Below are 23560 nucleotides of genomic sequence, written 5' to 3'. Positions count from 1 at the left end.
CGGCAGTTAGACTATTGATCTTTCCTTTCCTGCATCAATTCTTCAATCTCCACCACCGTCTTGGGGGCAGCCGGCGTCAATACTTCGCATCCGGTTTCTGTTACCGCCACATCATCTTCGATACGCACGCCGATATCCCAGAAATGACGAGGCACATTATCCGCGGGGCGGACGTAGCAACCCGGTTCCACCGTCAGGGTCATTCCCGGTTGCAGTGGACGCCATTCCCCATCGCGCTTGTATTCACCTGGGTCGTGCACATCGAGTCCCAGCCAGTGACCGGTGCGATGCATGTAAAAGCGCTTATAGTCTTCCGATTGTATGACTGTATCCAGGCTACCCTGGCACAGACCTAAATCTATAAAACCCTGGACCAGCACCCGCAGTGCCGCTTCATGCGGCGCATCCCAGGAATTGCCTGGCTGCACCGCGCTTATCGCCGCCGCCTGCGCCGACAGCACCAGTTGATACAAATCCTTTTGCGCCGAACTGAATTTTCCATCCACCGGGAATGTACGCGTAATGTCGGATGCATAACCATCCACCTCGCAGCCGGCGTCGATGAGTAACAAATCGCCGCTATTCAGACAGGCATTGTTCTCGACATAATGCAATACACAGGCATTGGCGCCGCCTGCAACGATAGATGTATAGGCGGGTGCTTGCGCGCCATGACGGCGGAACTCGTGCAGCAACCCAGCCTCCACTTCATATTCGCTCATACCGGGCCGGGTTTCCCGCATTGCGCGGCGATGGGCGCCACTGGAAATCTCGGCCGCGCGGCGCATGACCTGAAGCTCTTCCGCGCTTTTGAATAGACGCATCTCATCCAGCAAGGGCCGGACATCATCAATTCTGGCGGGCGCGGTGACCCCGCTGCGCGCCTGTTGCCGTACCTGATTGATCCAGCCGGTCACACGCGTATCCCATGCGGTATCGTGTCCCAACGAGCAAAACACGGTAGAGTGGTTTGCCAGCAGGCTCGGCAGCATGTCGTCCAGCCTGAAAATAGGGTATGCCTCATCGAAATCGAATATTTCTCGCGCAGCCCCGGGGCCATAGCGGAAACCATCCCAGATTTCCCGCTCCAGATCTTTGTCGCGGCAGAAAAGGATATGTTTGGATTCTTTTTCATCGCTCTCCGCCACAATCACCAGCACCGCCTCCGGTTCGCGAAAGCCCGTCAGGTAATAAAAATAGCTGTCGAAACGATAGGGAAAATATGCGTCGCGATTCCGCACCTGTTCCGGCGCAGTGGGAATGATGGCAACGCCCTTTTGCATCTGGGATGCCAAATGCCGCCGCCGCTCACGGAATGATTTAACTGGGATCATCACTAATTTTTACAGTATTTGCCGGATAATGCAAAGCAAGTGTCGAGGCAGAAATTCTCATCCCGATCCCTTACTTAACCGGATATCGAGCGAGTGCAGGCGTTCCGGCGTACCCACGTCTACCCATGCGCCTCGATAATGTTGGCCGCCGACTTTTCCTGCCGCAATTGCCTGGCGCAGCAGTGGCGCAAGTTTTGCCACTGTGCCAGGTACGACATCCTTAAACAGTCTGGGTTGATACACACCGATTCCGCTAAAAGTGAGCGTATTTTTTTCTGAAAGCATCACTCTACCCGAATCGAAGGCAAAATCACCACCAGGATGATGGATCGGGTTATCCACCAGCACCAAATGCGCCAGATCTGCATCAGGATGGGTTTGCATATGCCGCAGGACCGGCAATAGTATCGAAAAATCGATTCCGCAATAGATGTCGGCATTCACCGTCACGAACGGCTGTTCTCCATCAGCTGACCCCTTGTGCAGAATAGTCAGCGCCTGGGCGATGCCGCCGGCGGTTTCCAGCGCAACCGGCTCACGCGAATAACGGATGCCGATCCCGTAATGTTTTCCATCGCCCAGGGCAGCCTCGATCATCTGGCCCAGATGAGCATGATTAATAACCACTTCAACAAAACCCGCGCGCGCGAGGTTCTCAAGATGATACTCAATCAGCGATTTGCCCCCTGCCCGCAGCAACGGTTTGGGCAACGCATCGGTCAGGGGGCGCATGCGCTCGCCGCGTCCCGCGGCCAGAATCATGGCCTTGAACCTATTCAGATTGAACGGCGCCAATTCAGAATGTGTAGCCAACTTTTGCTTCCGGCGGCTTGTTTTCCAGCCCATCCAGCAGTGTCAGCAGAGGATTAAGTTCGCGGTAACGCTCGCAGGCCTTGCGCAAGTATGCCATTACCAGCGGCATGTCCCTGAGATAGCCCGCTTTGCCGTCGCGGTGATACAGGCGCGCGAATATTCCCAGTACCTTGATATGGCGCTGTACGCCCATCCATTCAAAATCACGGTAAAAATCAGCAAAATCCGCAGCCACCGGCAATCCCGCTTTCCGCGCCTCTTCCCAGTAGCGTATTATCCAGTCCAGGATACGTTCCTCGTCCCAAAAGATATAAGCATCCTTGAACAGCGATGCCAGGTCGTAGGTAATGGGGCCATAAACCGCGTCCTGGAAATCGAGAATGCCGGGATTGGGAGTCGTAACCATCAGATTGCGCGAATGGTAGTCACGATGCACGAATACTCTGGCTTGAGCCAAGTTATTCCGCATAATTTGCTGGAAAATCGTATCAAGCAACGCTTTCTGGCTTGCTCCAAGTGCTATCTGCAAATGCTTCGCCACATACCAGTCCGGGAAGAGATCGAGCTCCCTCCGCAATAACGCTTCATCATACTCCGGCAGCATATCCGGACGGCTTGCCAACTGGATTTTAAGGAGCGCCGCCACCGCATCGCGATACAGGCGGTCGGCGCTATCGGGATCACTGCTCAGCGCCTGAAGGTAAGTGGTGCTTCCGAGATCCGAAAGCAGCAGGAAACCCTGCGCCAGATCCCGCGCCAATACGGCGGGCACATGCGCGCCGGCGGCAGCGAATAGTTCCGCCACATGCACAAAAGGCGCGCAATCTTCCTGCTGCGGCGGCGCATCCATCGCGATCAATGTTCCGTCGCTGAAAGTTGCGCGAAAATAACGCCGGAAACTCGCATCGGCGGAAGCCGGCGACAATGTGTAGCTTTTATCGGGAAACTGTGTCCTGATCCAGTTTTCCAGAAGTTGCAAGCGCTCCATGGTAATCCACTGATTTGCCTAAATGCCAGAAGTATGAGATTTTAGCATCATGCAACACTCCTCATCGGTCGGATGACGAGCGGCAATCATGGAGAAAATCATGCTCAACCAAAAAGTATTGGACGAAATCGTAACCAAGGTTAACGAACTGCTCGCGCAGAGCCCCGTGAAGGATGTAGAGAAGAATCTGAGAGTTATGCTGTCGGGAATGTTCACCCGGCTAGATCTGGTGACGCGGGACGAATTCGAGGTGCAACAGGAAGTCTTGAAACGCACGCGCGAGAAATTGACCATGCTGGAAGCAAGGATCGCCGGGCTGGAGAATCCCACGAAATCAGACAGCCTGGACACTCCAGTGGAGACACTGGATGACCTCACGGAAACGGAATAACACGCAAGCCTCAAACCGAGGAGAATTCATGCATGCAATAAAAATTGCAACGAGTTTGCCAATGTGAAAATACCGCTCGGTCAACCGCAATCCGCAATGACTCATGTTGATCCTATTGATCCCTGATTGAGAATTTGTTTGCATGCCGCTCGCTATTCTTTATAGCCGCGCTATCTCGGGCATGGAGTCTCCGCTGGTTACGGTGGAAGCTCATATCGCCAATGGTCTACCCAGTTTCACCATCGTCGGACTACCGGAAGCGGAAGTAAAGGAAAGCAAAGACAGGGTGCGGGCGGCATTGCAAAATGCTCAATTTGAATTTCCCGCCCGACGCATTACCGTCAATCTCGCCCCCGCCGATCTGCCCAAGGAAAGCGGACGTTTTGATCTCCCCATTGCATTGGGCATCCTCGCGGCAACGGGTCAAATTCCCTCGAATAAACTTGATCAGTATGAATGGGCGGGGGAACTTGCGCTGACCGGAGAATTACGTGCAATACGCGGCGCATTGGCGATGACTTACGGGGCATCGCTTTCGGGCCGCAGTTTCGTGCTGCCACAGCAGAATGCCGCCGAGGCGGCCTTGGTCAAGGAGTCGGTGGTCTATCCCGCGACATCGTTATTGCAGATTTGCGCCCACCTTGCCGGGCGCGAGCCATTGCAGCGTTATACCGCGGATGACAGGGCAAACGCAGCTGACGTGCCTCGATATCCCGGCATGGAAGAAGTCAAAGGCCAGGCGCATGCCAAGCGCGCGCTGGAAATTGCAGCAGCCGGGAACCATAGTGTGTTGATGGTGGGTCCGCCCGGCACGGGTAAATCCATGCTGGCGGCGCGCTTCCCCGGCATTCTGCCATCCATGACTGACGATGAGGCCCTTGAATCCGCCGCGATGCAATCCCTGAGCAGTGGCGGCTTCAACATTGCACGCTGGAAACGCCGCCCATACCGTTCACCACACCATACCGCCTCGGGCGTGGCCCTGGTGGGTGGCGGCAGCAATCCCCGCCCCGGTGAGATTTCGCTGGCAATGAATGGCGTATTATTTCTAGATGAGTTGCCGGAATTTGACCGCAAAGTGCTCGAAGTCCTGCGCGAGCCGCTGGAATCGGGACGCATCACCATATCACGCGCGGCACGCCAGGCCGACTTCCCCGCCCGGTTCCAATTGATCGCGGCGATGAATCCCTGTCCTTGCGGTTACCTCGGGCATTACAGTGGAAAATGCCGCTGCACTCCCGACCAGGTGGCACGCTATCGCGGCAAAATTTCCGGTCCCCTGCTCGACCGCATCGACATACAGATCGAGGTAACCGCCGTACCGCAGGAAGATTTGATGCGCCAGACCCAGAGCGAATCAAGCGATATGGTCAGGCAGCGGGTTGAATCCGCGCATCAGCGGCAATTGACACGTCAGGACAAGGCCAATGCGCGGCTGACGGTAAAGGAAATCGACAAATACTGCGTACCGGATACGTTGGGCGAGAATTTACTCAAACAGGCCATCAGCCGCCTGAATTTTTCCGCACGGGCTTATCATCGCGTACTGAAAGTGGCCCGCACCATCGCCGATCTGGCGGCAAGCGACGGTATAGCCAGTACACATATCGCGGAAGCGGTGCAGTACCGGAGACTGGACAGAAATTAGATGTGAAACTATGCAAATGCGCTAGCAGTCATTTGAAATTGAATACGATCCGGCAATAACAAATATTTCATATTGTTCGTCTCTCACTTTCTAGGGGGGACCGCTACTACCGGATTTAGGTTTTATGGAGTTTTTTGATGCAAAACGCCGATACGCTGTTTCGGGGTGCAAAGCTCTTTGATGGCACGCTTTCATCCATCGCCGTCAAGGATGGCAAGATTATTTCTATCGAATCCGGTAGCGGCATAAACATCCCGGCGAACCATGTCGTCGATCTCGGCGGGGCGCTGGTTGTCCCGGGTTTCGTCGAAGGCCATATCCATCTTGACACCAGCTTTTATGGAGATGCCTGGAAGCCCCACAAAGCATGCACCGCCGGGTTTGACGTGCGCGAACGTGTCGAATTCCAGCGCCGGAACCTCGCTGAGGCGGCGCCAATGGCCGAGCGCGCCCGCAGCCAGCTTGAGCTCTGTATTGCCAATGGATCGACACATATGCGCAGCCACGTCATGGTGGATGCAGTCACCGGTCTCAAATCCCTTGAAACCCTACTCGCTGTCCGTGAAGAATATCGGGATATTATTGATATCCAACTTGCCGCCTTTCCGCAGAATGGCATCATCACCTGCCCGGGTACGGCAGAACTGCTGGATGCCGCCTTCGATATGGGCTGTAACGTGATCGGCGGACTCGACCCTGCTTCGTTCGATAGAGAGGCCAAGGCACATCTCGATGTGGTTTTCGGTATTGCCGAGAAGCGCGACGTCGATATCGATATTCACCTTCACGATCCCAATAGGCTTGGCATCTTCGAACTGGAAGAAATTGCCGCCCGTACCCGCGCACTGGGCATGCAAGGCCATGTTGCCGTCAGCCACGCCTATGCGCTCGGCGAGGTTTCGCCCGATGTTGTCAGTCGCACCGCGCAGATCCTTGCCGAGGCGGGCATTGCGATCATGACCAATGCGCCGGGGGACCGCTCCTTTCCACCCATCCTGGAATTGCGCAGGGCGGGCGTTACCGTTTTCAGCGGCAGCGATAATATCCGCGATTCCTGGTGGCCCTATGGGGATGGCGATATGCTGGGTCGGGCCATGATGATTGGCTATCGTTCAGGCTTCTATACGGACAACGATCTCCGCGTCGCCTTCGATGTCGTGACCGAAGCAGGCGCAAAAGCGCTCGGATTCACCGATTATGGATTGCGCAAGAACGCAAATGCCGACTTCGTGACGCTCAACGCGGAACATATCCCTGAGGCCGTCGTGTCAGTGCCGAAGCATCGCTCGGTATATAAAGCGGGTAAATGTGTTGTCAGGGACGGTGTGCTGGTTAGAAAGTAAAATAGATCAAAACAAAATCAGGCAGTACAGGGGATCGGATTAGCTGACGCGTTTTTTTCCAATATTCAGAACCAAATCTTTTGAGAGAACTACATGCCAAACAATAAAACCGGTAAGCGAGCCGCCGCACCCTATGACGTCGTGATCGTTGGCGGCGGGATTGCGGGTTTGTATTGTTGCCACGAGCTGATTAAGCAGCGTGAATCGCTCAGCATCAATAGTATTCTCCTTCTCGAAGCTTCGAACCGGTTTGGGGGCCGCATAGAAACCTGGTCGTTGCTGAGAACTGATGAGAAAAATGGGGAAGCCATCGGATTCGACGATACCTGGGACCCCTGTAACTGGGATTTTACCAGCGGCAAGCCTGATCCTCTTGAGCCACAAGGCGACAAGCAATCTCCCTATAGAGGCCCCACCGAAAGACAGGCCATGGAAAAAGATGGCAAAGATGCTGAAAAGCGATCCAGGATTGAATATTTTCGTGCAGAATTCGGGCCCATGAGAATAGAGCCGCGTGACCAGCCGTTATTGCACGCATTGCTGGACGAACTGGGAATCAAAGAACAGGTGCCCGGTGATGAAGAGAGTCTGGACGATCTGGTACCGTTCTCTTCCTATGCGTCGGAAGATCCCATGGAGCCTCGGTTTACGCTCCAGGAAGAGGAAGCCAAGCAAAAAACGCCCTTTGACTTGATGATACTGGCCCTCAAGCGCATCTTCGAGCTCGTCCATCTCGATAACGCAGAAGCGCCATGGAAGAAGAGCGCAGCCAATGAACAGTGGAGAAATTTAACGGAAGAAGCATTCTTTTATCGCCACTACTGGAAAGGAGAATTGCTCGAATGGATCCAGAATATTACTGACGAAGACCTGGAAGCGTTTAGAAAAACTGCCCGTTTCAGAGATCAACCGCTGTGGAACCTCGGTTTCTGGAATGTTCTCAGCGATGTGCTAAGCCACTACGCTGTGGTCAAGATAAGAGACTGGGGAAGTTACTACCACTTTGTGCATGAAAACTTGAATGCCGCGGAATGGATCATTTTCTGGCTTAGAGCGATTCGCAGCACTGGATCGCTTCGCGGTATTCGCGGAGGAATGAGCCGGATTATCTGGAAGCTCCTCGAAAAACTTTATGAGGAAGGAAAAAATAATCCTTCATTATGCGTTCAGAGAGGCAGAAAAGTATTGGGCCTTCAATCCGATGGTGATGAGGTGAATGTCATCATGGAAAACGAGAAGGAAGTCATCAAGGCGCGAAGAGTGATTCTTGCTTTGCCCAAGCAGCCACTCGAAAAGATGTCCTGGAATGGAAAACCACCGCAAAAAAGACTCGAAGAAGCTCTGAATGCCGTTGCCTGCCTTCCACTGTTAAAGTGCTTCTTCGTAATCGAAAGGCCCTGGTGGGAAGACAACAGGCCTCTTAACCGCTATGCCGCGGATATCCCTACGCGCGAGTTGCTCTATGTAAAAAGCAGCGATGGAACAAAGGGACTGATCATGGTCTACACAGACCGTCCGGCGATTACATTCTGGTCTGATTACCTGAGAACCTTAGAGAGCGATCACAATGAACCCAATCAAACGCCATCGGAAGATCCTCAGCTTGAGAGCCAGGAAATAGCCAAAACCTGGTTCTTGAAGTTGAAAAAAGAACCTCTTCATCAAGATGCTCGAGATCCGTCTCAAGCGCTATACTTTGGTGACGAAAATCCGGCTGTTGTGAAGGAACCGGATTACCCCCGATTGTGGCAGCGTTTTGTGCAGTTTGCGAGGGACTATGAGCACCATGATTTTACCCAGGACCGCCTCCTCGCCTGCGGGATGCGCGACTGGGGCAAGAAACCCTTTGGCGCCGCGGCGCATGGATGGCTGCCAGGCGTGATGTCCTGGAGACATATTGATTTCCTTGAGGCATTCTCCTTGAATCCGGATTCGCCGGAACAAAAGAATATCCATGTTTGCGGGGAAGCGTTTTCTGACTACCAGGGGTTCATCGAAGGTTCGCTCCGATCCGCAAGGCGGGCTCTACGCAGCATTGAAAAGCAGGCAAACTCCGCCCGCTGAAGCAGCAGTTCACGCCATTCCCGGTTAGCTCGGGCAAAATAGCGGCGGGGGCATGATAGAATTCAGCCTCCACCGGAATCCGCCGAGTCATGAACGAACATCCCCGTACCGCATTACTGCAAGACCTCCTATCCCGCCGCATCCTGATGCTGGATGGCGCCATGGGCACGATGATCCAGAGCCACAAACTTGACGAGGCGGATTATCGCGGGTCGCGTTTTGCCGATTTTCCGCATGATCTCAAAGGCAATAACGATCTGCTGACGCTCACCCAGCCGCAGATTATCCATTCCATCCACACCGGCTATCTGGAAGCGGGTGCCGACATCATCGAGACCAATACTTTCAATTCCACTGCGGCCTCGATGTCGGATTACCATATGGAAGATCTGGTATACGAACTTAATTTTGCGGGAGCCAAACTGGCGCGCGAAGCGGCGCAGGCAATGGAAGCGAAAACCCCTGATAAGCCACGCTTCGTCGCGGGGGTTCTTGGGCCGACCACCAAAACGGCGTCGATCTCGCCGGATGTGAACGACCCGGGGTTTCGCGGTATCACCTTCGATCAACTGGTGGCGGATTACTCGGTTTCCATTAGCGGATTGATTGATGGCGGTGCCGACATCATCCTGGTGGAAACCATTTTCGATACCCTGAATGCCAAGGCCGCCCTGTTTGCCGTTGATCAATATTTCGACATTCACGGCATGCGCGTCCCCGTCATGATCTCGGCGACCATTACGGATGCTTCCGGCCGCACACTCTCCGGACAGACGCCTGAAGCCTTCTGGAATTCCGTGAGTAACGCGCGTCCACTATCAGTGGGACTTAACTGCGCTTTAGGAGCGGAGCTGATGCGCCCCTATATCGAAGAGCTATCGCGGGTGGCCGGTGTATATGTCAGTGCGCATCCCAATGCGGGCCTGCCTAATCCGCTGGCGGAGACCGGCTATGACGAATCGCCGGAATATACCGCGAGCCTGATCAAGGGGTTTGCGCAATCAGGTTTTGTCAATATCGTCGGCGGCTGCTGCGGTACCACCCCCGCACACATTAAAGCCATTGCCGATGCGGTAAGCGACATCGCGCCGCGAGCCGTTCCCGACGTTCCCAAAAAACTGCGGCTATCAGGCCTTGAACCACTTAGCATCGGTGATGACTCACTCTTCGTGAATGTGGGCGAGCGAACCAATGTCACCGGCTCGAAGGCCTTCGCCCGCCTGATACTGGGTAATAATTATGCGGAGGCGCTGAGCGTTGCCCGCAACCAGGTGGAAAATGGCGCGCAGATCATCGACATCAACATGGATGAGGCGATGCTCGATTCGCAGAAGGCGATGGTGACGTTCCTGAACCTTATTGCCGCCGAACCGGATATCAGCCGTGTACCGGTCATGATAGATTCGAGCAAATGGTCCGTGATTGAAGCGGGACTCAAATGCGTGCAAGGCAAGGCCATCATCAACTCCATCAGCTTGAAGGAAGGTGAAGCGGAGTTCATCGAACATGCGAAACTTGCGCGCCGCTATGGTGCGGCGGTCATCGTGATGGCATTCGATGAATCGGGGCAGGCCGATACGAAGGAACGCAAGGTGGAGATTTGCAAGCGTTGCTATCGCATTCTTGTTGATCAGATAGGTTTTCCGCCTGAAGACATTATTTTTGATCCCAACATTTTTGCGGTCGCGACCGGCATCGAGGAGCACAACAATTACGGCGTCGATTTCATCGAAGCCACGCGCATCATCAAGCAAACCCTGCCCTATGCCAAGGTAAGCGGCGGCGTGTCGAATGTATCATTCTCTTTCCGTGGCAACGAGCCGGTTCGCGAGGCGATCCATACCGCGTTCCTTTATCACGCGGTTCACGCCGGCATGACCATGGGCATCGTCAACGCCGGGCAGTTGGGCGTTTATTCCGATATTCCCAAGGACCTGCTGGAGCGGGTCGAGGATGTGCTGCTCAACCGCCCAGTCCAAGGGGATGTCACGCCCACCGAGCGGCTGGTGGAATTCGCGGAGAGCTTCAAGGGAAAAAGCAAGGAAACCGTCGAAGATCTTTCCTGGCGCAATCAGCCGATCCAGGAACGTCTGACTCACGCGCTGGTCAGGGGCATCACCACTTATATCGTAGAGGATACCGAGGCGGCGCGGCTCGAAATCAGCAACCAGGGTGGGCGCCCGATCCAGGTCATCGAGGGCCCGCTCATGAATGGCATGAACGTGGTGGGCGACCTGTTCGGCTCTGGCAAGATGTTTTTACCGCAAGTCGTCAAGTCGGCGCGCGTCATGAAACAGGCGGTGGCGCACTTGCTGCCATTCATCGAGGCTGAGAAAAAATTGTCGGGCGATTCCAAACCCAAGGGAAAGATCGTCATCGCCACCGTCAAGGGTGACGTCCATGATATCGGCAAAAACATTGTCACGGTTGTGCTCCAGTGCAATAACTATGAAGTCGTGAACATGGGTGTCATGGTGCCTTGCGCGCAGATTCTGGAGATGGCGCGGCGTGAGAATGCCGACATGATCGGTCTGTCGGGACTGATCACACCTTCGTTGGAAGAAATGGCACATGTGGCGAAGGAAATGCAGCGTGAAGGATTTACCATTCCGCTGCTGATTGGCGGGGCAACCACTTCGCGGGTCCACACCGCCGTGAAAGTTGCGCCGCATTACAAAGGGGTTACCGTTTGGGTGCCGGATGCAAGCCGCGCCGTGGGTGTATGCAGCAATTTGCTGTCGCAGGATTTGCGGGCGGATTATGTGCAAGGCTTGCAGGCGGAGTATGAGAAGGTTCGTACCCAGCATAAGAACAAAAAAGGGCCGTCGCCAATGCTGACTATTGCGGAAGCCCGAAATAATGCTTTTAAAACCGACTGGGCAACCTACACGCCGCCCGAACCGGATTTTATCGGCGTGCGGTCATTGAGAAATTACCCGCTGGAAAAAATAGTGCCCTACATCGATTGGACGCCGTTCTTTCAGGCATGGGAATTATCCGGCCGCTATCCGGCGATCCTTCAAGACGAGATAGTGGGGGAGGCTGCCACCACGCTATTCCGCGACGCCCAGGCCATGCTGAAGAAAATTGTCGAACAGAAATGGCTCGGCGCCAATGCCGTGGTCGGCCTGTTTCCCGCAAATACCGTGAATGGCGATGATATCGAGATCTATGCTGACAAAGCCCGTACCAAGGTGGCAATGACGTACCACAATCTGCGACAGCAGACCACGAAACCGGACGGGCGCCCGAATCTATGCCTGGCTGACTTTATAGCCCCCAAGGAAACCGGGATTCGGGACACGATCGGCGTATTCGCGGTGACTGCCGGACTCGGCATAGACGCACGGGTCAAGGCTTTTGAGGAAGCGCATGACGATTACAATGCAATTATATTGAAAGCATTGGCCGACCGCCTGGCGGAAGCTTTTGCCGAACATATGCACTGGCGGGTGCGGCGCGAATTCTGGGGTTTTGTCAAAGATGAAAAGCTGAGTAATGAGCAACTTGTCAATGAGGAATATCGTGGCATCCGTCCCGCGCCGGGTTACCCCGCCTGTCCCGACCATACCGAGAAGGGGCCATTGTTTGAACTGCTGAAAGCGCCGGAAAACGCTGGCATCATTGTGACCGAATCCTACGCCATGGTCCCTACGGCGGCGGTATCGGGTTTCTATTTTTCTCACCCCGAAGCGGATTATTTCGCCGTGGGAAAAATAAACAAGGATCAGGTGGAGGATTACGCAAGGCGCAAAGGCTGGACAATGGAAGAAGCGGAGAGATGGCTGGCGCCAACGCTGGCCTATGAACGACAGTAATACGCGGGATCGGGATCCTGGAGAGCGGGTTCCTCCCCGCCAACACGCCCCGAAAACAATAATCCGCCTCGACCCAATAATTTTTAATCTCCAGGGATTCTCCCGAAAGAAGTTCTCATTGAGCTGGAACATGTGAATGGCCGAAGAGACGCCGGATAAGCTAACGAAGATTGCACGGAAAAACGAGAAGACCGCCAAATCACGCAAGACGGTACCCAATGCGCAGTCCGGCAAAGGCATCCTCCTCTCGGGTGGCAATCCTCAGATCGCCAAGGGGTACGGCGATGCTCCAGTGCAGGCCTACATCGCGACCATGCCGGGCTGGAAAAGCGACATCGGGCGTCGCCTGGACGGCGTCATCGAACGCACCGTTTCCAGCGTGAGCAAGGCAGTCAAATGGAACTCGCCCTTCTACGGCGTCGAGGGTGACGGCTGGTTTCTCAGTTTTCATTGCTTCACGAAGTACATCAAGGTCACCTTCCTCAACGGCGTGTCCCTGCGTCCTCTTCCTCATGGTGAGTCTAAGCACAAGAACGTGCGTTATCTCGACATCTACGAAGACCGATTCGATGAGGTGCAATTCGCCAACTGGGTAAAGCAAGCCAGCGAACTCCCTGGAGAGAAGATGTGAGCGTTCAGAACGCAATGCTTGCGCTGTAGGAGCGAGCGGACGACCGGACAGGATTGGCGACGTGCAAAAAAAGTTGGCGCACATGTCATTGGCGGATTCAGCGTCGTCATGATGTCGGAACCAACGGAAGGAACCCGATCATGACCGCCGGACTCAATCCCGCTGTCGCAGCTCCTGCGCTGATGAAGCTGTGGTATGCCATCGGTTTTGCGTTGGCTGAGGACGGGAAAACCTGTGGGATTTGGAGCAAATACGGTTGACTCAGCCTTTCATACGGGTAATTTTCGCCACTTCCGGAATACGCCTCAGACTGCGCATGACTTGCGCGAGGTGATAGCGGTTGCGTATCTGTAGCATGAAGTTCATGGTTGTATAGGCACCATCCCCCTCCATGGCAACGTTGTCAATGTTCGAACCGGCCTCGGCGATTGCCGCCGCCACTCTTGCCAGCACACCACGCTGATTGGCTACCATTGTTTTGATACTGACCTCGAAATGCCTGGCAATTCCTTTACCCCATGCCACGTCCAGCCAATGTTCCGAATTACCGCGATTTTTGGAAATTGCGGGGCAATCATGGATATGAATCACCAATCCCTGATCTTTTTTGATGAAGCCGACAATGGAGTCCCCCGGAATCGGGCGGCAGCATTTGGCAAACTGCACCGCCATACCTTCGGTGCCAAGTATCGTGATGACACCATTACCTCCATTTGCCCCGGAAGCGGATTCTCCCGGTGATGCCAGACGCCTTGCGATGACTGCCGGCAGGTGCATGCCGAGTCCCATGTCCGCCAATAAATCCTTTTTGGATTTGGCACCGCTCTCGCGTGCCAGTTTTTCCCACTGTGCCTCATTTATCGTCTGCGGATCAATCTTGAGCGACATTAAAGCCTGATGCAGCAAACGTTCCCCCAGTTTTGCCGACTCTTCGTATTGCATGGTCTTGAGAAAGCGGCGGATATGCGAGCGTGCCTTGCCGGTAACCACGTAATTGAGCCAGGCGGGATTGGGCTTTGCATGAGATGCCGTGACAATTTCCACACGATCGCCACTCCTCAGAGGGGTGCGCAGTGGCGCATTCTCACCGTTTATTTTCGCGGCCACGCAGCAGTCACCAATATCGGTGTGCACCGCATAGGCAAAATCGACCGCCGTCGCATCCTTCGGCAGGGCCAATATCTTGCCTTGGGGCGTAAATACATAAACTTCGCCAGGAAACAGGTCGACCTTGAGATGTTCCAGAAATTCCAGAGAATCGGTGGAATCACTCAGCGTCTCCAGCAGGCTCTGCAACCACTGATGAGTTTTCATATGCAGATCATTAAGATCGGCATCGGTGCTCTTGTAGAGCCAGTGTGAAGCGACGCCCGCCTCCGCTATCCGATGCATGTCGGCGGTGCGAATTTGCACTTCAATGGGTGTGCCATAAGGTCCCCATAGCGTGTTATGCAAGGACTGGTAGCCGTTTGCCTTGGGAATCGCGATATAGTCCTTGAATTTGCCAGGAATAGGATTGTACAGGCTATGCAATGCCCCCAGCGCGATGTAACAAGACGGTACGTCCTTGACGATAACGCGAAAACCGTAAATGTCGAGTACCTCGGAAAACGTGAGATGCTTCTCCGCCATTTTCTTGTAGATACTGTAAAGCTGTTTTTCACGTCCAGTCACCTCCGCATCCAGTCCCGCCGCCTGTAGACGCTGCTTGATGGAATCCAGAATTTTGGTCACCACTTCACGCCGATTTCCACGCGCTGCCTTGGTGGCGTTGGTCAGTACTCTGTAACGTGTGGGAAAAAGGTATCGGAAACTGAGTTCCTGTAGCTCCTGGTAAATGCTATTAAGCCCCAGCCGATTGGCGATAGGTGCGTAGATTTCCATGGTTTCGCGAGCAATGCGGCGCCGCTTCTCGGGCCGCATCGCCTCGAGCGTTCGCATGTTGTGCAACCGGTCCGCCAGCTTGATAAGTATGACGCGCACGTCGCGCGCCATTGCCAGGAGCATTTTACGGAAGTTTTCCGCCTGGGCATCTGCATGAGTCTGGAATTCGATCTTGTCGAGCTTGGAGACCCCATCCACCAGGTCGGCCACCGCTTTGCCAAATCTATCGTTGATCTCCGCCTTGGAAACGTGGGTATCCTCCATCACGTCGTGCAACAACGCGGCAGTCAATGTCTGGGGATCGAGACGTAGTCTTCCGAGGATGCCGGCTACCGCCAGCGGATGGGAAATGTAAGGTTCACCGGATTTTCGGAATTGCCCGGAATGGGCGCTCTGGCTGAAAAGGTAGGCGTTCTGAAGCTCAGAAATATCTTCCGGCTTGAGGTAGCCGGACAATTCAGTAAACAGGAAATCCGCCTCGGGTAAGGTAGCAGAGGGATCCGGCAAACCTCGTGCTCGCATGGTAATTCCTTCCTTCACTGTGATAGGCCCAGAGGTACGGGCATCTCAGGATGGCAGCACTCTCATGACGGTCTATAAATTCAGTTGCAAATATCCTGAGTTGGAGGATTGAGTTGAACCCGCTTCTAGTATAGATGCGCTTCCGGCAAAATCAAAGCGGGACACTGGTAAGAATTTCTATTCCGACCATTCCCTGGGCCAGTTCGCGCAATGCAATTACAGTGGGCTTATCCCGTGCGGCTTCCACCATGGGGGTTCCGCCGATGGAAAGCTGCCGCGCGCGAATGGTCGCAACGAGGGTCATATCGAAACGGTTGGGAATTTTTTTCAAACAATCATCTACGGTAATGCGTGCCATAGTCTTGCTCCAAAAATATGTAGGGTACAAATGAACATTGTTTTGACTTCTCATCGCGCAGAACGGATAAAAAGCTCAAAAAATCTTTATTTATAGAACGGGCATTCTTTCGAATTGTGTTATCAGGTCACGATGGCGATCAAGCTGCCTGCATGCCCTCAAGCGCTCGGCGTGTACGATACAGGTCAAATCCTGCAATGCCCGGTCCAGCTTCTCATTGATGATAACATAATCATATTCGCTCATATGAGCCATCTCTTCACGGGCAGCTGCGAGACGCCGCGTAATTGCTTCCAGGCTATCCTGGCCCCTCTGCATTAAGCGCGTTTCCAGCGCCTCCGGCGATGGTGGCAGAACAAAAATTCCCACCGCTCTGGGAAAAGCGCGCCGCACCTGTTGCGCACCCTGGCTGTCGATTTCCAGCAAAATATCGTGTCCCGCCAGGATGGTTTCATTTATCCATTTTTGTGAAGTGCCATAGAAATTTCCGTAAACCTCAGCGCTTTCCAAAAACTCATGCTGGTTTAATCTCCGCTCGAAAGCTTCCTGGCTTATAAAATGATAATCACGCCCATCCACCTCTTCGGGACGCGCTGGCCGCGTGGTGTATGAAACCGACAAGCGCAAGTCGATGCCGGTTTTTAGCAATGCCTTAACCAGGCTTGTTTTTCCGGCGCCTGAGGGGGCGCTGATAATGAATAAATTACCCCACGTCATTTTGTAATGGTTTCTTCCAAAGTGTAGCAATCTGCCGCTGGTTTCTAGCGGGACTGAACCCAGCGCACAATATCTTGCGCTGCTATGGTACCAGACTGTCGCGCAACCTCGCGACCGTCCCTAAAAAGAGCGAGTGTCGGAATGCTGCGGATATGATATTGCGCACCCAACGCTGGCTCGGCCTCGGTATTGGCCTTCGCCAGCCGGACATGCGGCTCCAGCATGACCGCCGCTTGTTCGAAGGCTGGCGCCATCATTTTGCAAGGCCCGCACCAGGGCGCCCAGAAATCGACCAGCACCGGAATGTCGTTGCGGGCGAGATGTCTGCCAAACGTAGTGGCGGTTAACTCCACCGGACTACCGGTGAACAACGGCTGATGGCATTGTCCGCAATTGGGTTGCTGCTCGAGCCGTCCAGCGGGTACGCGGTTAACCGCCTGACAGTGGGGACACACAATGTGCAGGGAATTGCTCATGAGAATTCTCAATCTGATGGGCAGGGAAAGATTCTACCTTATCTTTGAATCCCGCGAGCACTATGCTTGGCATAAGCATGCCTGAGAGATCATTCCAAACCGCTTATCAGGTAGCAAGGCACCCCCACGATTCTCCATCATCCATACAAAACATGGAATAAAAGCGGCTGAATGTGCGGTAGCAAACTGTTACAAGCCCAACATTAGGTTATTTTTCCTTATGATATTAACCACTAAAAAAGGAAAGTCTAATGAAAAACTTAAAACTGTTTGCGGTATTGGTAATGTTGACCGGGCTGAGTGGATGCATAGCAATTGGCTCCAGAGGCACTCCTGGACCACAGGGACCCCAAGGACAGCAAGGTCCATCCGGTACCAGCGAGAAAGTCATCGTGGTTCCAGAGAAACAATACTGATCTAAGTAAAATGGCACGTGACGTAAAAGCCGCCTGGTCAGCGGCTTTTACAGTCCCCTTAGACTAAACGCGCCACCCTTTAAGTAAATTGCAGCAATGCGAGATAAAAAAGCCGCATGGTTAGCGGCTATATAAAATAATGACCTGATTCTTTATGAAGGATCTGTACCTGTTCGAGCACGTCAGCAACGGTAATGCCGCCATGCTCCGGATGCCGCACACTCTCGACCACAAGGCGCGGCAACGGGCAGGCCAGGCATTCAATTCCTCGAACGTGCTGAAACGCTGCTGCATGACATCCATCCAGATATGCCGGCGCGCTTCCTACACGTTCTTCTCAACAATACCCCTTCTCCCAGCCCGAGGCAACATTGCAGAAGTCGGGATCGAACAGATAGTGTGCCGCCATGGCAAAGAGGCGTGTATTGACAACATGACCGTTACTTCTGTAGACCTTGTCCACGGCGGTCTTCATGTTGTCGTAGATGCCGCGCCTGGGAACACCCCCCAAAGGGAAAAACTCTACTTCTGGATTGTCTACTTGAAATTCGTCGACTGCTCATTACTGCGCAGTATCTGCAATCCGAAAGGTACCTTTAGATTGCCATACAAGAATGGGTATCTTTCCGGTTAAGCCCCACGAGATTTCCCGATGGCTACCTTAGGCCAAAATCCGAAATTTTGTCCTAGTGCACATTGTTACGCAGTTATTCTCATGGAATCCATTGATCGGTCAAAGTCTATTTTTGGGTCACTTGTTGATCGACCAATATTTGTCCCTATAGAAGGATGGTCATTTTTAGCAATGCTTTGGCCAGGGAAGGGGATCATGGCTTTGGAACCGCATATCTCCATCTTCATTTCGCAGTAGCCATGTTTTAGTAAATCATCAATGCTTTTCTCGTAAGGTGGCTGCAAGGTGTCGCTGTATTGGGCTGCAATTCCCATCATCATTTCGTCCGTAAGGCTGGTGGTTTCCATAATGCAGTGAATCTCATCCCAATGAAAACCGTTTGTTCGCTGCCGACGACTACCCATATGTTGATATGCTTCGACTCCACATCTAATTTTTTCTCGAAATTGCTGTTTTGTCCGTATTGGCAAATGGTAAATCGGGAAACTGTTTTTGGCCGGAACTCTTATACACAAGGACTTGCTTCCCACGAATATGTCATGATTTCCCTGCGCAACAAAGTAATCATTCAAAGGAATGCGGTTGGGTTGGAAAGCGATCTTTCTAAAACGGGAAGGTTTGGGAGGTTTCAGAAAAACCCCATCGATTACCCTGCCACTTTCCATGTCCAAAGGAATCAGATTGAGCCACGGCATGGAGATTGCTGGAAATCGACTGAGCTCTGACAGCGTGCCGTCGAACTCCTCCTTCGATTTAAAGGGCAAGAACTCATCTGCGTCGAGAAAGAATATCCATCCGGGCATTTTATTGTCCACAAGCTGGTGTGCTGTCCAGGTCATCAGTTCGGACTGATAGTAGCCAGGATCGTCGAAGCAGTAATACTCGATATTGGAGCTTTTCTCTGACAAAAGCTTTATATATTCCCTGGTGCCATCGGACGAGAGATGGTCAATGAGAATAACGCGATCAAACAGGCACGAGGTATGCGCGCAAAAGGCCTCGAGGATGTCCTTCTCATTTCTTATCATTGAGATGAGCGTTGTCTTCAGTTCTGATCGACCTGCAGCCTGACCCAGAATTTCGAATTTGATTCGAGCCCATAAGAGCTTTCCACGTAAAACTAATTTCTTCCTTACGAATTTTTCCAGACGAGCTAGTAAAGAGTCCGTATTTTGCATGTCTATGTTTGCATTCCTATGAGCAAGAGTCTCAGAAAAATCTTAAAAGAAGAACGCGAAATCCGGTAGCGAATGAGAGCGCTCATCCGGACTGATCCGGTAGCGGAATATTCGCCAAATATCTTAATAAATCCATGGGTTAAGAGAGATATGCTATATTACATCATGCAAATGCATTTCCCAATAGCTGTAAAATCTTGCAGGTAGTCATTGTTTTCCCCATCAAGGAAAATTCAACCTGTCTTGCCAAGGTATAGGCTGTATATTCCAAGGATGAGCTACAGTATGAGCAACCTATCTTGGTTCATCGTGTTGCTCGTTCGTCTGACAGAAACAAAGCGTGGGAGAGATGCTTTTACACTTCGTGATGCGGTAGGAGCTGAGAGCTATCTTCTGGCTTTGATGGGAGCTGCATATGAGATATAGGGAATCCGCACTAGCAATGAAAAACAATCATGCCGAAGTAATGCAATCGCTTGCGGATGAGCATGATGTCCTCGCTGCTCTGATTGGAGCAGATCGCGTGCACTATCTTGATATTCCCATGCACAGAAACATAGGGGATCTGTTGATCATGTCCGGCACGCTACGCTTCTTCGAGCGCTATCAAATAAGAATTGGTGTTAAGGCAGCTTATTTCAGCTATCGCACAAGGTGGGCGCTTCCTAATGATGTGATTGTGTTTCAAGGTGGAGGAAATTTTGGCGATCTCTATGACGGACACCAACAGGCTCGTCACAGCGTGATTCAGGCGCTGCCAAGGAACAGAATAATCATTCTTCCCCAGACCATCCATTTTCGCTCCAAGGACGCATACGAGGAGTGTTGTAAAACCTTTTCGCAGCATCCGGACCTGCATATTTGCGTCAGAGACCGGTCATCGTATGAACTTGCGCTACCTATGTCCCGGCACGTATATCTCCTACCTGATATGGCGCATCAGTTATGGCCTATACAGCGTTCCCGGCATCCTGAAAGCCGCCATCTCGCGCTCATGAGAGTCGATAAGGAGCGTGCGAATGCCATCGCAACGGATTTTGACCTGCGTGCTGACTGGGAAGAGTTATTCCAGCGCAGTGAGAAGCGCCGGATTCAAAGGGCATGTCGTTTATTGCGTGCATTGCACTTGATGCACTTCAGTCTTGCACGAGTCAGCCATGGACTGGATTTATGGGTCGAGTACGTAGGTAAATTCATCGATGACGCTGTTCATCTATTCAGCCGGTTTGACATAATCACCACTGATAGGCTGCACGCCCACCTTCTGGCTTGCCTGATGGGAATTCCGAATACCATCTGGAATAACTCCTATGGCAAGAACCATACCTATGCCGCTGCCTGGACTGGATCAAGCGATATTGTCCAATTAGGCCAAAGCGTCCTACCAGACGAAAAATCGCCCACTGATAAATATGGCGAAACCCAAAATACGTGATCGGATAGCTCGTTTTCTCGATATTCCCGTACATATCCCGTCGCTTGTTGAGCACGGCAATGATTTATGCACGAGGATCGATGGTAAATTCCTGCACGTTCGAAGTGAACACTCAGAGCTTGTTCTCTCTCCCGAGGCTTTGGGCACTGCATTTCTACTGCCTGCCCTGGCGATGGGAAGACGTCTTGCCGGAAAGTCATGTGATCCGAAGTGGCTGGAAAATACAAAACGCATACTTGATCTGGTAGATGAGTGGTGGGATTGGGGGTTGATCCACCCCGACTTTACACCGGGTGCTCCTGGCAAGCCGAGCCAAGGGGTGGGACTAGCATTCAGCCTGGGAGTGGATTCGTTTTACTCCTGTTTTTTTGCTGATCCGGGCCCCGACCTTCTAATTCTGGGTTCCGGATTTGATATCCCATTGGAACGAAGAGATATTCTCATCCCAATGTGCAATTCGCTAGCTGCAGTAGCTGAGGCAACGGAAAAAAATTGGACGATGATCGAGACGGATCTCAAAGGGCATCGTCTCTTTCGGAGAATATCCTGGGAGGCTTCTCATGGCGCCGCAGTCGCATTTTTGGGGCATCTGCTGCAGAAGCATATTGGTACCCTGCTTATTTCTTCCAGCTATGATCAGGATCACCTAGGTCCCTGGGGCTCGCATCCCGATCTCGATTCTTATTGGTCCTCAAGTCGTCTTTCGGTGAAAAGCATAGGCCATGAAGTTTCCCGATCGGAAAAATTGAAGCGATTGATCAATCACCCAGTTGCAAGATCATTGATGAAGGACCACTTACGCGTATGCTGGGAAAATCCGTCATCGCGCGGAAACTGTGGCTATTGCCATAAGTGCGTATTATTGCGCATGACCTTGCGCTGGCATGCGCCGGATTTGCAGATCCGCACCCTGCCCGAAGATATACCTCTGATTCAAGCCATCGAGGCCTTGCCGCCACTAACAAATAACCTGCCACTTAATTTCAGAAGGGAACTGATAGGACATCTCGATCCACCCATCGATAAGGCGCTGGGGAAGCTAATTAAACGGTCGGAGGAAAGCATTGAAAGTGCCCGGCCTTGAGGCACATGTGCTTGAAAACTCTGGCATGTTTCGGTTCATCAGGGACGCCGCCACTATTGCGACCGGAAAGGCATGTTTTCAAATCGCGAGTGCATGGCGCAGAACGCTCGCCTATGGAGTCAGGAAGATTGCTGCCCGGCATGCATCATGCATATAGAAGATGATAACAAATTTACTTCCAATCTCAAGGATAAATTGGCATGGCTCTGGATTACCAGTGGCTAAAGCTTAAGACATTCCTGAAGTCAAGGAGGCGCCCATCCAGCGAAGAAATGGAAAAATTCCTTCTCCGCAAGCGCTCCAGAATGGGCTCCACGAAATTCATAGGGATAACCGGTAGTGGCGGCAAGACTACTACTGCACGTTTTATTCATCACCTGCTGAGTGAAAATGACAGATGCGCTCTATCTGCTTTCGATAATGCTCTTCCCTCAATCCAGGGAGGTATTCGAAAGCTTACTAGAAACATCAAATATGCGGTCTTCGAAATCAGCGGAGACAGGCGAGGTGCGATAGATGCGGCTTGTAAATTCGTGCAGCCGGAATTTGGAATAATAACGGTGATTGCAGAAGAACACATTACAAACTTTGATGGCATCGGCGATATTGCACAAGAAAAAGGTTGTCTTGCATCAAATATTCTTCCGAGTGGAGTGGTATTTTTGAATGCAGATGATCCCCGAGTCCTTGATATGCGTGCAAGAACCGCAGCAAAAGTATTTACATATGGTAAATCAGAAGAGGCGGATTATTGTGCCACAGACCTAAGCATTTCAGCTGATGGACATTTGCGATTCACGTGTCGTCACAAGAAAGAATCTGTCCAATTTGATGTCGGATTACTGGGGCTACATTTTATGACTCCATTGTTGGGCGCCATTTCTTGCGCACATCAACTTGGCATTTCGCTATCTTCATTGGCCGAGCGCAGTAAAACATTTACTCAGACACTAGGACGCTGCTCTTTGCATTCCAGTCCGAATGCTCCCATTTTTATCTGCGACACGGCGAAAGCGCCATTTGGGACCCTGCATCTGGCTTTACAAACGATAAGTAACTTTCCACAGGCGCCACGAAGAACAATAGTGCTTGGGACCGTGTCGGATAAATCCAAGAAGGGTATTCACACCCACTATAAACTAGCCTATGAGCTTGCCCGAAAGTTGGCTGACAGGGTAATTTTCTTCGGGGAAAAGGCTTCTCACGCAAGGCCGGACGAGGAAGATGTGTTGTCAGGGCGAGCCAAGTTCATATCAAACATCGTTGAGTTGCGGGATTTCATCCGTGAAACCATGATCCCGGGGGAAGTAATACTTTTAAAAGGATCCGCATATACCGACCATCTGGAGCGAGTCGCCATGGATTACGAAAAAAAAGTTGCTTGCTGGAGTACCAGTTGCCGCATAAAGAAAGAATGTTTTAGATGCGACAATTGCTACTAAATTTATAGAAACTTCCCGCTTCTCCATTGGGGTTTGCAGCTGAAATTCATCAGAAAATCCTCTAGTTCTTTAGCTAAATAGTAGCTTCCACGCCTATTCTCAAAGAGCGTGCTCTACTTGTTCGTTTGCCCATTATTCTTTTAGGGCAAAAGCCTCATTCTGGCATTGCCGCATTCGGTGTATATGTACCTCAAAATTTTGGAGATGAAGTCCCTTGTGTACACGACTGGGTACACAAGAGTTGTGAGCTTCCTGAGATGAATTGCAATGGGGTGAAATGATAAAAGCTGAGTGGGCAACAGCTTTTTAGGAAGTTACGGAAATTATGAGACTACCTGATTCTTTGAAATGTACCTGAATAAGAAGTAGCCCCATTATATTCGC

18 protein-coding genes and 1 pseudogene are annotated in these 23560 nt (G+C 52.2%); 10 read left to right on the top strand and 9 right to left on the bottom strand.

The features are described from left to right. Positions 1-11: 11 nt before the first annotated feature. Genes pepP through SQ11_RS05415 form a run of 3 tightly spaced genes read right to left on the bottom strand, consistent with a single transcriptional unit; the run spans position 12 to position 3135 of the window. Positions 12-1334 carry a Xaa-Pro aminopeptidase gene (pepP, locus tag SQ11_RS05425; protein ID WP_041513140.1) on the bottom strand — a complete coding sequence of 441 codons (1323 nt, stop codon included), beginning with the start codon at positions 1332-1334 and terminating at the stop codon, positions 12-14. Positions 1335-1391: 57 nt separating this feature from the next. Next, positions 1392-2096: an N-acetylmuramate alpha-1-phosphate uridylyltransferase MurU gene (gene murU / locus SQ11_RS05420; RefSeq protein ID WP_041513220.1), complete on the bottom strand. Its 705-nt coding sequence runs from the start codon at positions 2094-2096 to the stop codon at positions 1392-1394. A 34-nt stretch (positions 2097-2130) separates the two neighbouring features. Beyond that, on the bottom strand, positions 2131-3135 hold the full coding sequence (locus tag SQ11_RS05415; RefSeq protein WP_041513139.1) for an aminoglycoside phosphotransferase family protein: 1005 nt from the start codon (positions 3133-3135) through the stop codon (positions 2131-2133). A 100-nt stretch (positions 3136-3235) separates the two neighbouring features. On the opposite strand from SQ11_RS05415, the gene SQ11_RS05410 reads away from it, so the two are divergent. From SQ11_RS05410 to SQ11_RS05385, 6 genes are all read left to right on the top strand, one after another. Continuing rightward, complete coding sequence (locus tag SQ11_RS05410; protein WP_041513138.1) at positions 3236-3526, top strand: accessory factor UbiK family protein; 291 nt, start codon at positions 3236-3238, stop codon at positions 3524-3526. Between the two features lie 142 nt (positions 3527-3668). After that, positions 3669-5174, top strand: a complete 1506-nt coding sequence (locus tag SQ11_RS05405; protein ID WP_041513137.1) for a YifB family Mg chelatase-like AAA ATPase — start codon at positions 3669-3671, stop codon at positions 5172-5174. A gap of 137 nt (positions 5175-5311) precedes the next feature. Further along, on the top strand, positions 5312-6517 hold the full coding sequence (locus SQ11_RS05400) for an amidohydrolase family protein (protein WP_041513136.1): 1206 nt from the start codon (positions 5312-5314) through the stop codon (positions 6515-6517). A 93-nt stretch (positions 6518-6610) separates the two neighbouring features. After that, the gene (locus SQ11_RS05395; protein WP_041513135.1) at positions 6611-8581 is read left to right on the top strand and encodes a flavin monoamine oxidase family protein; all 1971 of its coding nucleotides are present in this window, start codon (positions 6611-6613) and stop codon (positions 8579-8581) included. Between the two features lie 89 nt (positions 8582-8670). Further along, the gene (gene metH, locus SQ11_RS05390) at positions 8671-12399 is read left to right on the top strand and encodes a methionine synthase (protein WP_041513134.1); all 3729 of its coding nucleotides are present in this window, start codon (positions 8671-8673) and stop codon (positions 12397-12399) included. A 136-nt stretch (positions 12400-12535) separates the two neighbouring features. Next, entirely contained in the window at positions 12536-13030 is a 495-nt protein-coding gene (locus tag SQ11_RS05385) for a DUF1801 domain-containing protein (RefSeq protein WP_041513133.1), read from the top strand. Positions 13031-13291: 261 nt separating this feature from the next. On the opposite strand, the gene SQ11_RS05380 is transcribed toward SQ11_RS05385, so the two are convergent. The 4 genes from SQ11_RS05380 to trxC all read right to left on the bottom strand — a co-directional run bounded on the left by SQ11_RS05380 (position 13292) and on the right by trxC (position 16987). Then, positions 13292-15436, bottom strand: coding sequence for a bifunctional (p)ppGpp synthetase/guanosine-3',5'-bis(diphosphate) 3'-pyrophosphohydrolase (locus SQ11_RS05380; protein ID WP_041513132.1), 2145 nt, complete (start codon positions 15434-15436; stop codon positions 13292-13294). Between the two features lie 151 nt (positions 15437-15587). Beyond that, positions 15588-15794 (bottom strand): DNA-directed RNA polymerase subunit omega, encoded by a 207-nt coding sequence (rpoZ, locus tag SQ11_RS05375; RefSeq protein ID WP_041513131.1) that lies wholly within the window; start codon positions 15792-15794, stop codon positions 15588-15590. Between the two features lie 90 nt (positions 15795-15884). Beyond that, positions 15885-16511, bottom strand: a complete 627-nt coding sequence (gmk, locus tag SQ11_RS05370; RefSeq protein ID WP_041513130.1) for a guanylate kinase — start codon at positions 16509-16511, stop codon at positions 15885-15887. 44 nt (positions 16512-16555) lie between these two features. Further along, positions 16556-16987, bottom strand: a complete 432-nt coding sequence (gene trxC, locus SQ11_RS05365) for a thioredoxin TrxC (RefSeq protein ID WP_041513129.1) — start codon at positions 16985-16987, stop codon at positions 16556-16558. Positions 16988-17238: 251 nt separating this feature from the next. Between trxC and SQ11_RS17195 the strand changes: the two genes are divergently transcribed. Beyond that, entirely contained in the window at positions 17239-17403 is a 165-nt protein-coding gene (locus tag SQ11_RS17195; protein ID WP_156972415.1) for a hypothetical protein, read from the top strand. A gap of 172 nt (positions 17404-17575) precedes the next feature. Here SQ11_RS17195 and SQ11_RS17830 read toward each other — a convergent pair. Together SQ11_RS17830 and SQ11_RS05355 are read right to left on the bottom strand one after the other, a co-directional pair. Next, positions 17576-17914 (bottom strand): annotated as a pseudogene (locus SQ11_RS17830) (IS21 family transposase); the annotation flags it as partial. A gap of 188 nt (positions 17915-18102) precedes the next feature. Beyond that, the gene (locus tag SQ11_RS05355; RefSeq protein ID WP_041513127.1) at positions 18103-19215 is read right to left on the bottom strand and encodes a glycosyltransferase family 2 protein; all 1113 of its coding nucleotides are present in this window, start codon (positions 19213-19215) and stop codon (positions 18103-18105) included. A gap of 442 nt (positions 19216-19657) precedes the next feature. On the opposite strand from SQ11_RS05355, the gene SQ11_RS05350 reads away from it, so the two are divergent. The 3 genes from SQ11_RS05350 to SQ11_RS05340 all read left to right on the top strand — a co-directional run bounded on the left by SQ11_RS05350 (position 19658) and on the right by SQ11_RS05340 (position 23176). Next, positions 19658-20650 carry a polysaccharide pyruvyl transferase family protein gene (locus SQ11_RS05350; protein WP_041513126.1) on the top strand — a complete coding sequence of 331 codons (993 nt, stop codon included), beginning with the start codon at positions 19658-19660 and terminating at the stop codon, positions 20648-20650. Beyond that, positions 20628-21734 (top strand): hypothetical protein, encoded by a 1107-nt coding sequence (locus SQ11_RS05345; protein WP_041513125.1) that lies wholly within the window; start codon positions 20628-20630, stop codon positions 21732-21734. The genes SQ11_RS05350 and SQ11_RS05345 overlap by 23 nt, the downstream gene beginning before the upstream one ends. Before the next feature lie 200 nt (positions 21735-21934). Continuing rightward, a complete protein-coding gene (locus SQ11_RS05340; protein ID WP_041513124.1) occupies positions 21935-23176 on the top strand; it encodes a UDP-N-acetylmuramoyl-tripeptide--D-alanyl-D-alanine ligase in 1242 nt (413 codons plus the stop codon). The last annotated feature ends 384 nt before the right edge of the window (positions 23177-23560 follow it).

It is taken from the genome of Nitrosospira sp. NpAV, from assembly GCF_000832065.1.
Taxonomy (GTDB): domain Bacteria; phylum Pseudomonadota; class Gammaproteobacteria; order Burkholderiales; family Nitrosomonadaceae; genus Nitrosospira.
Note: the sequence above shows the minus strand (reverse complement) of the source record. Positions and strands in the feature narration are given on the sequence as shown.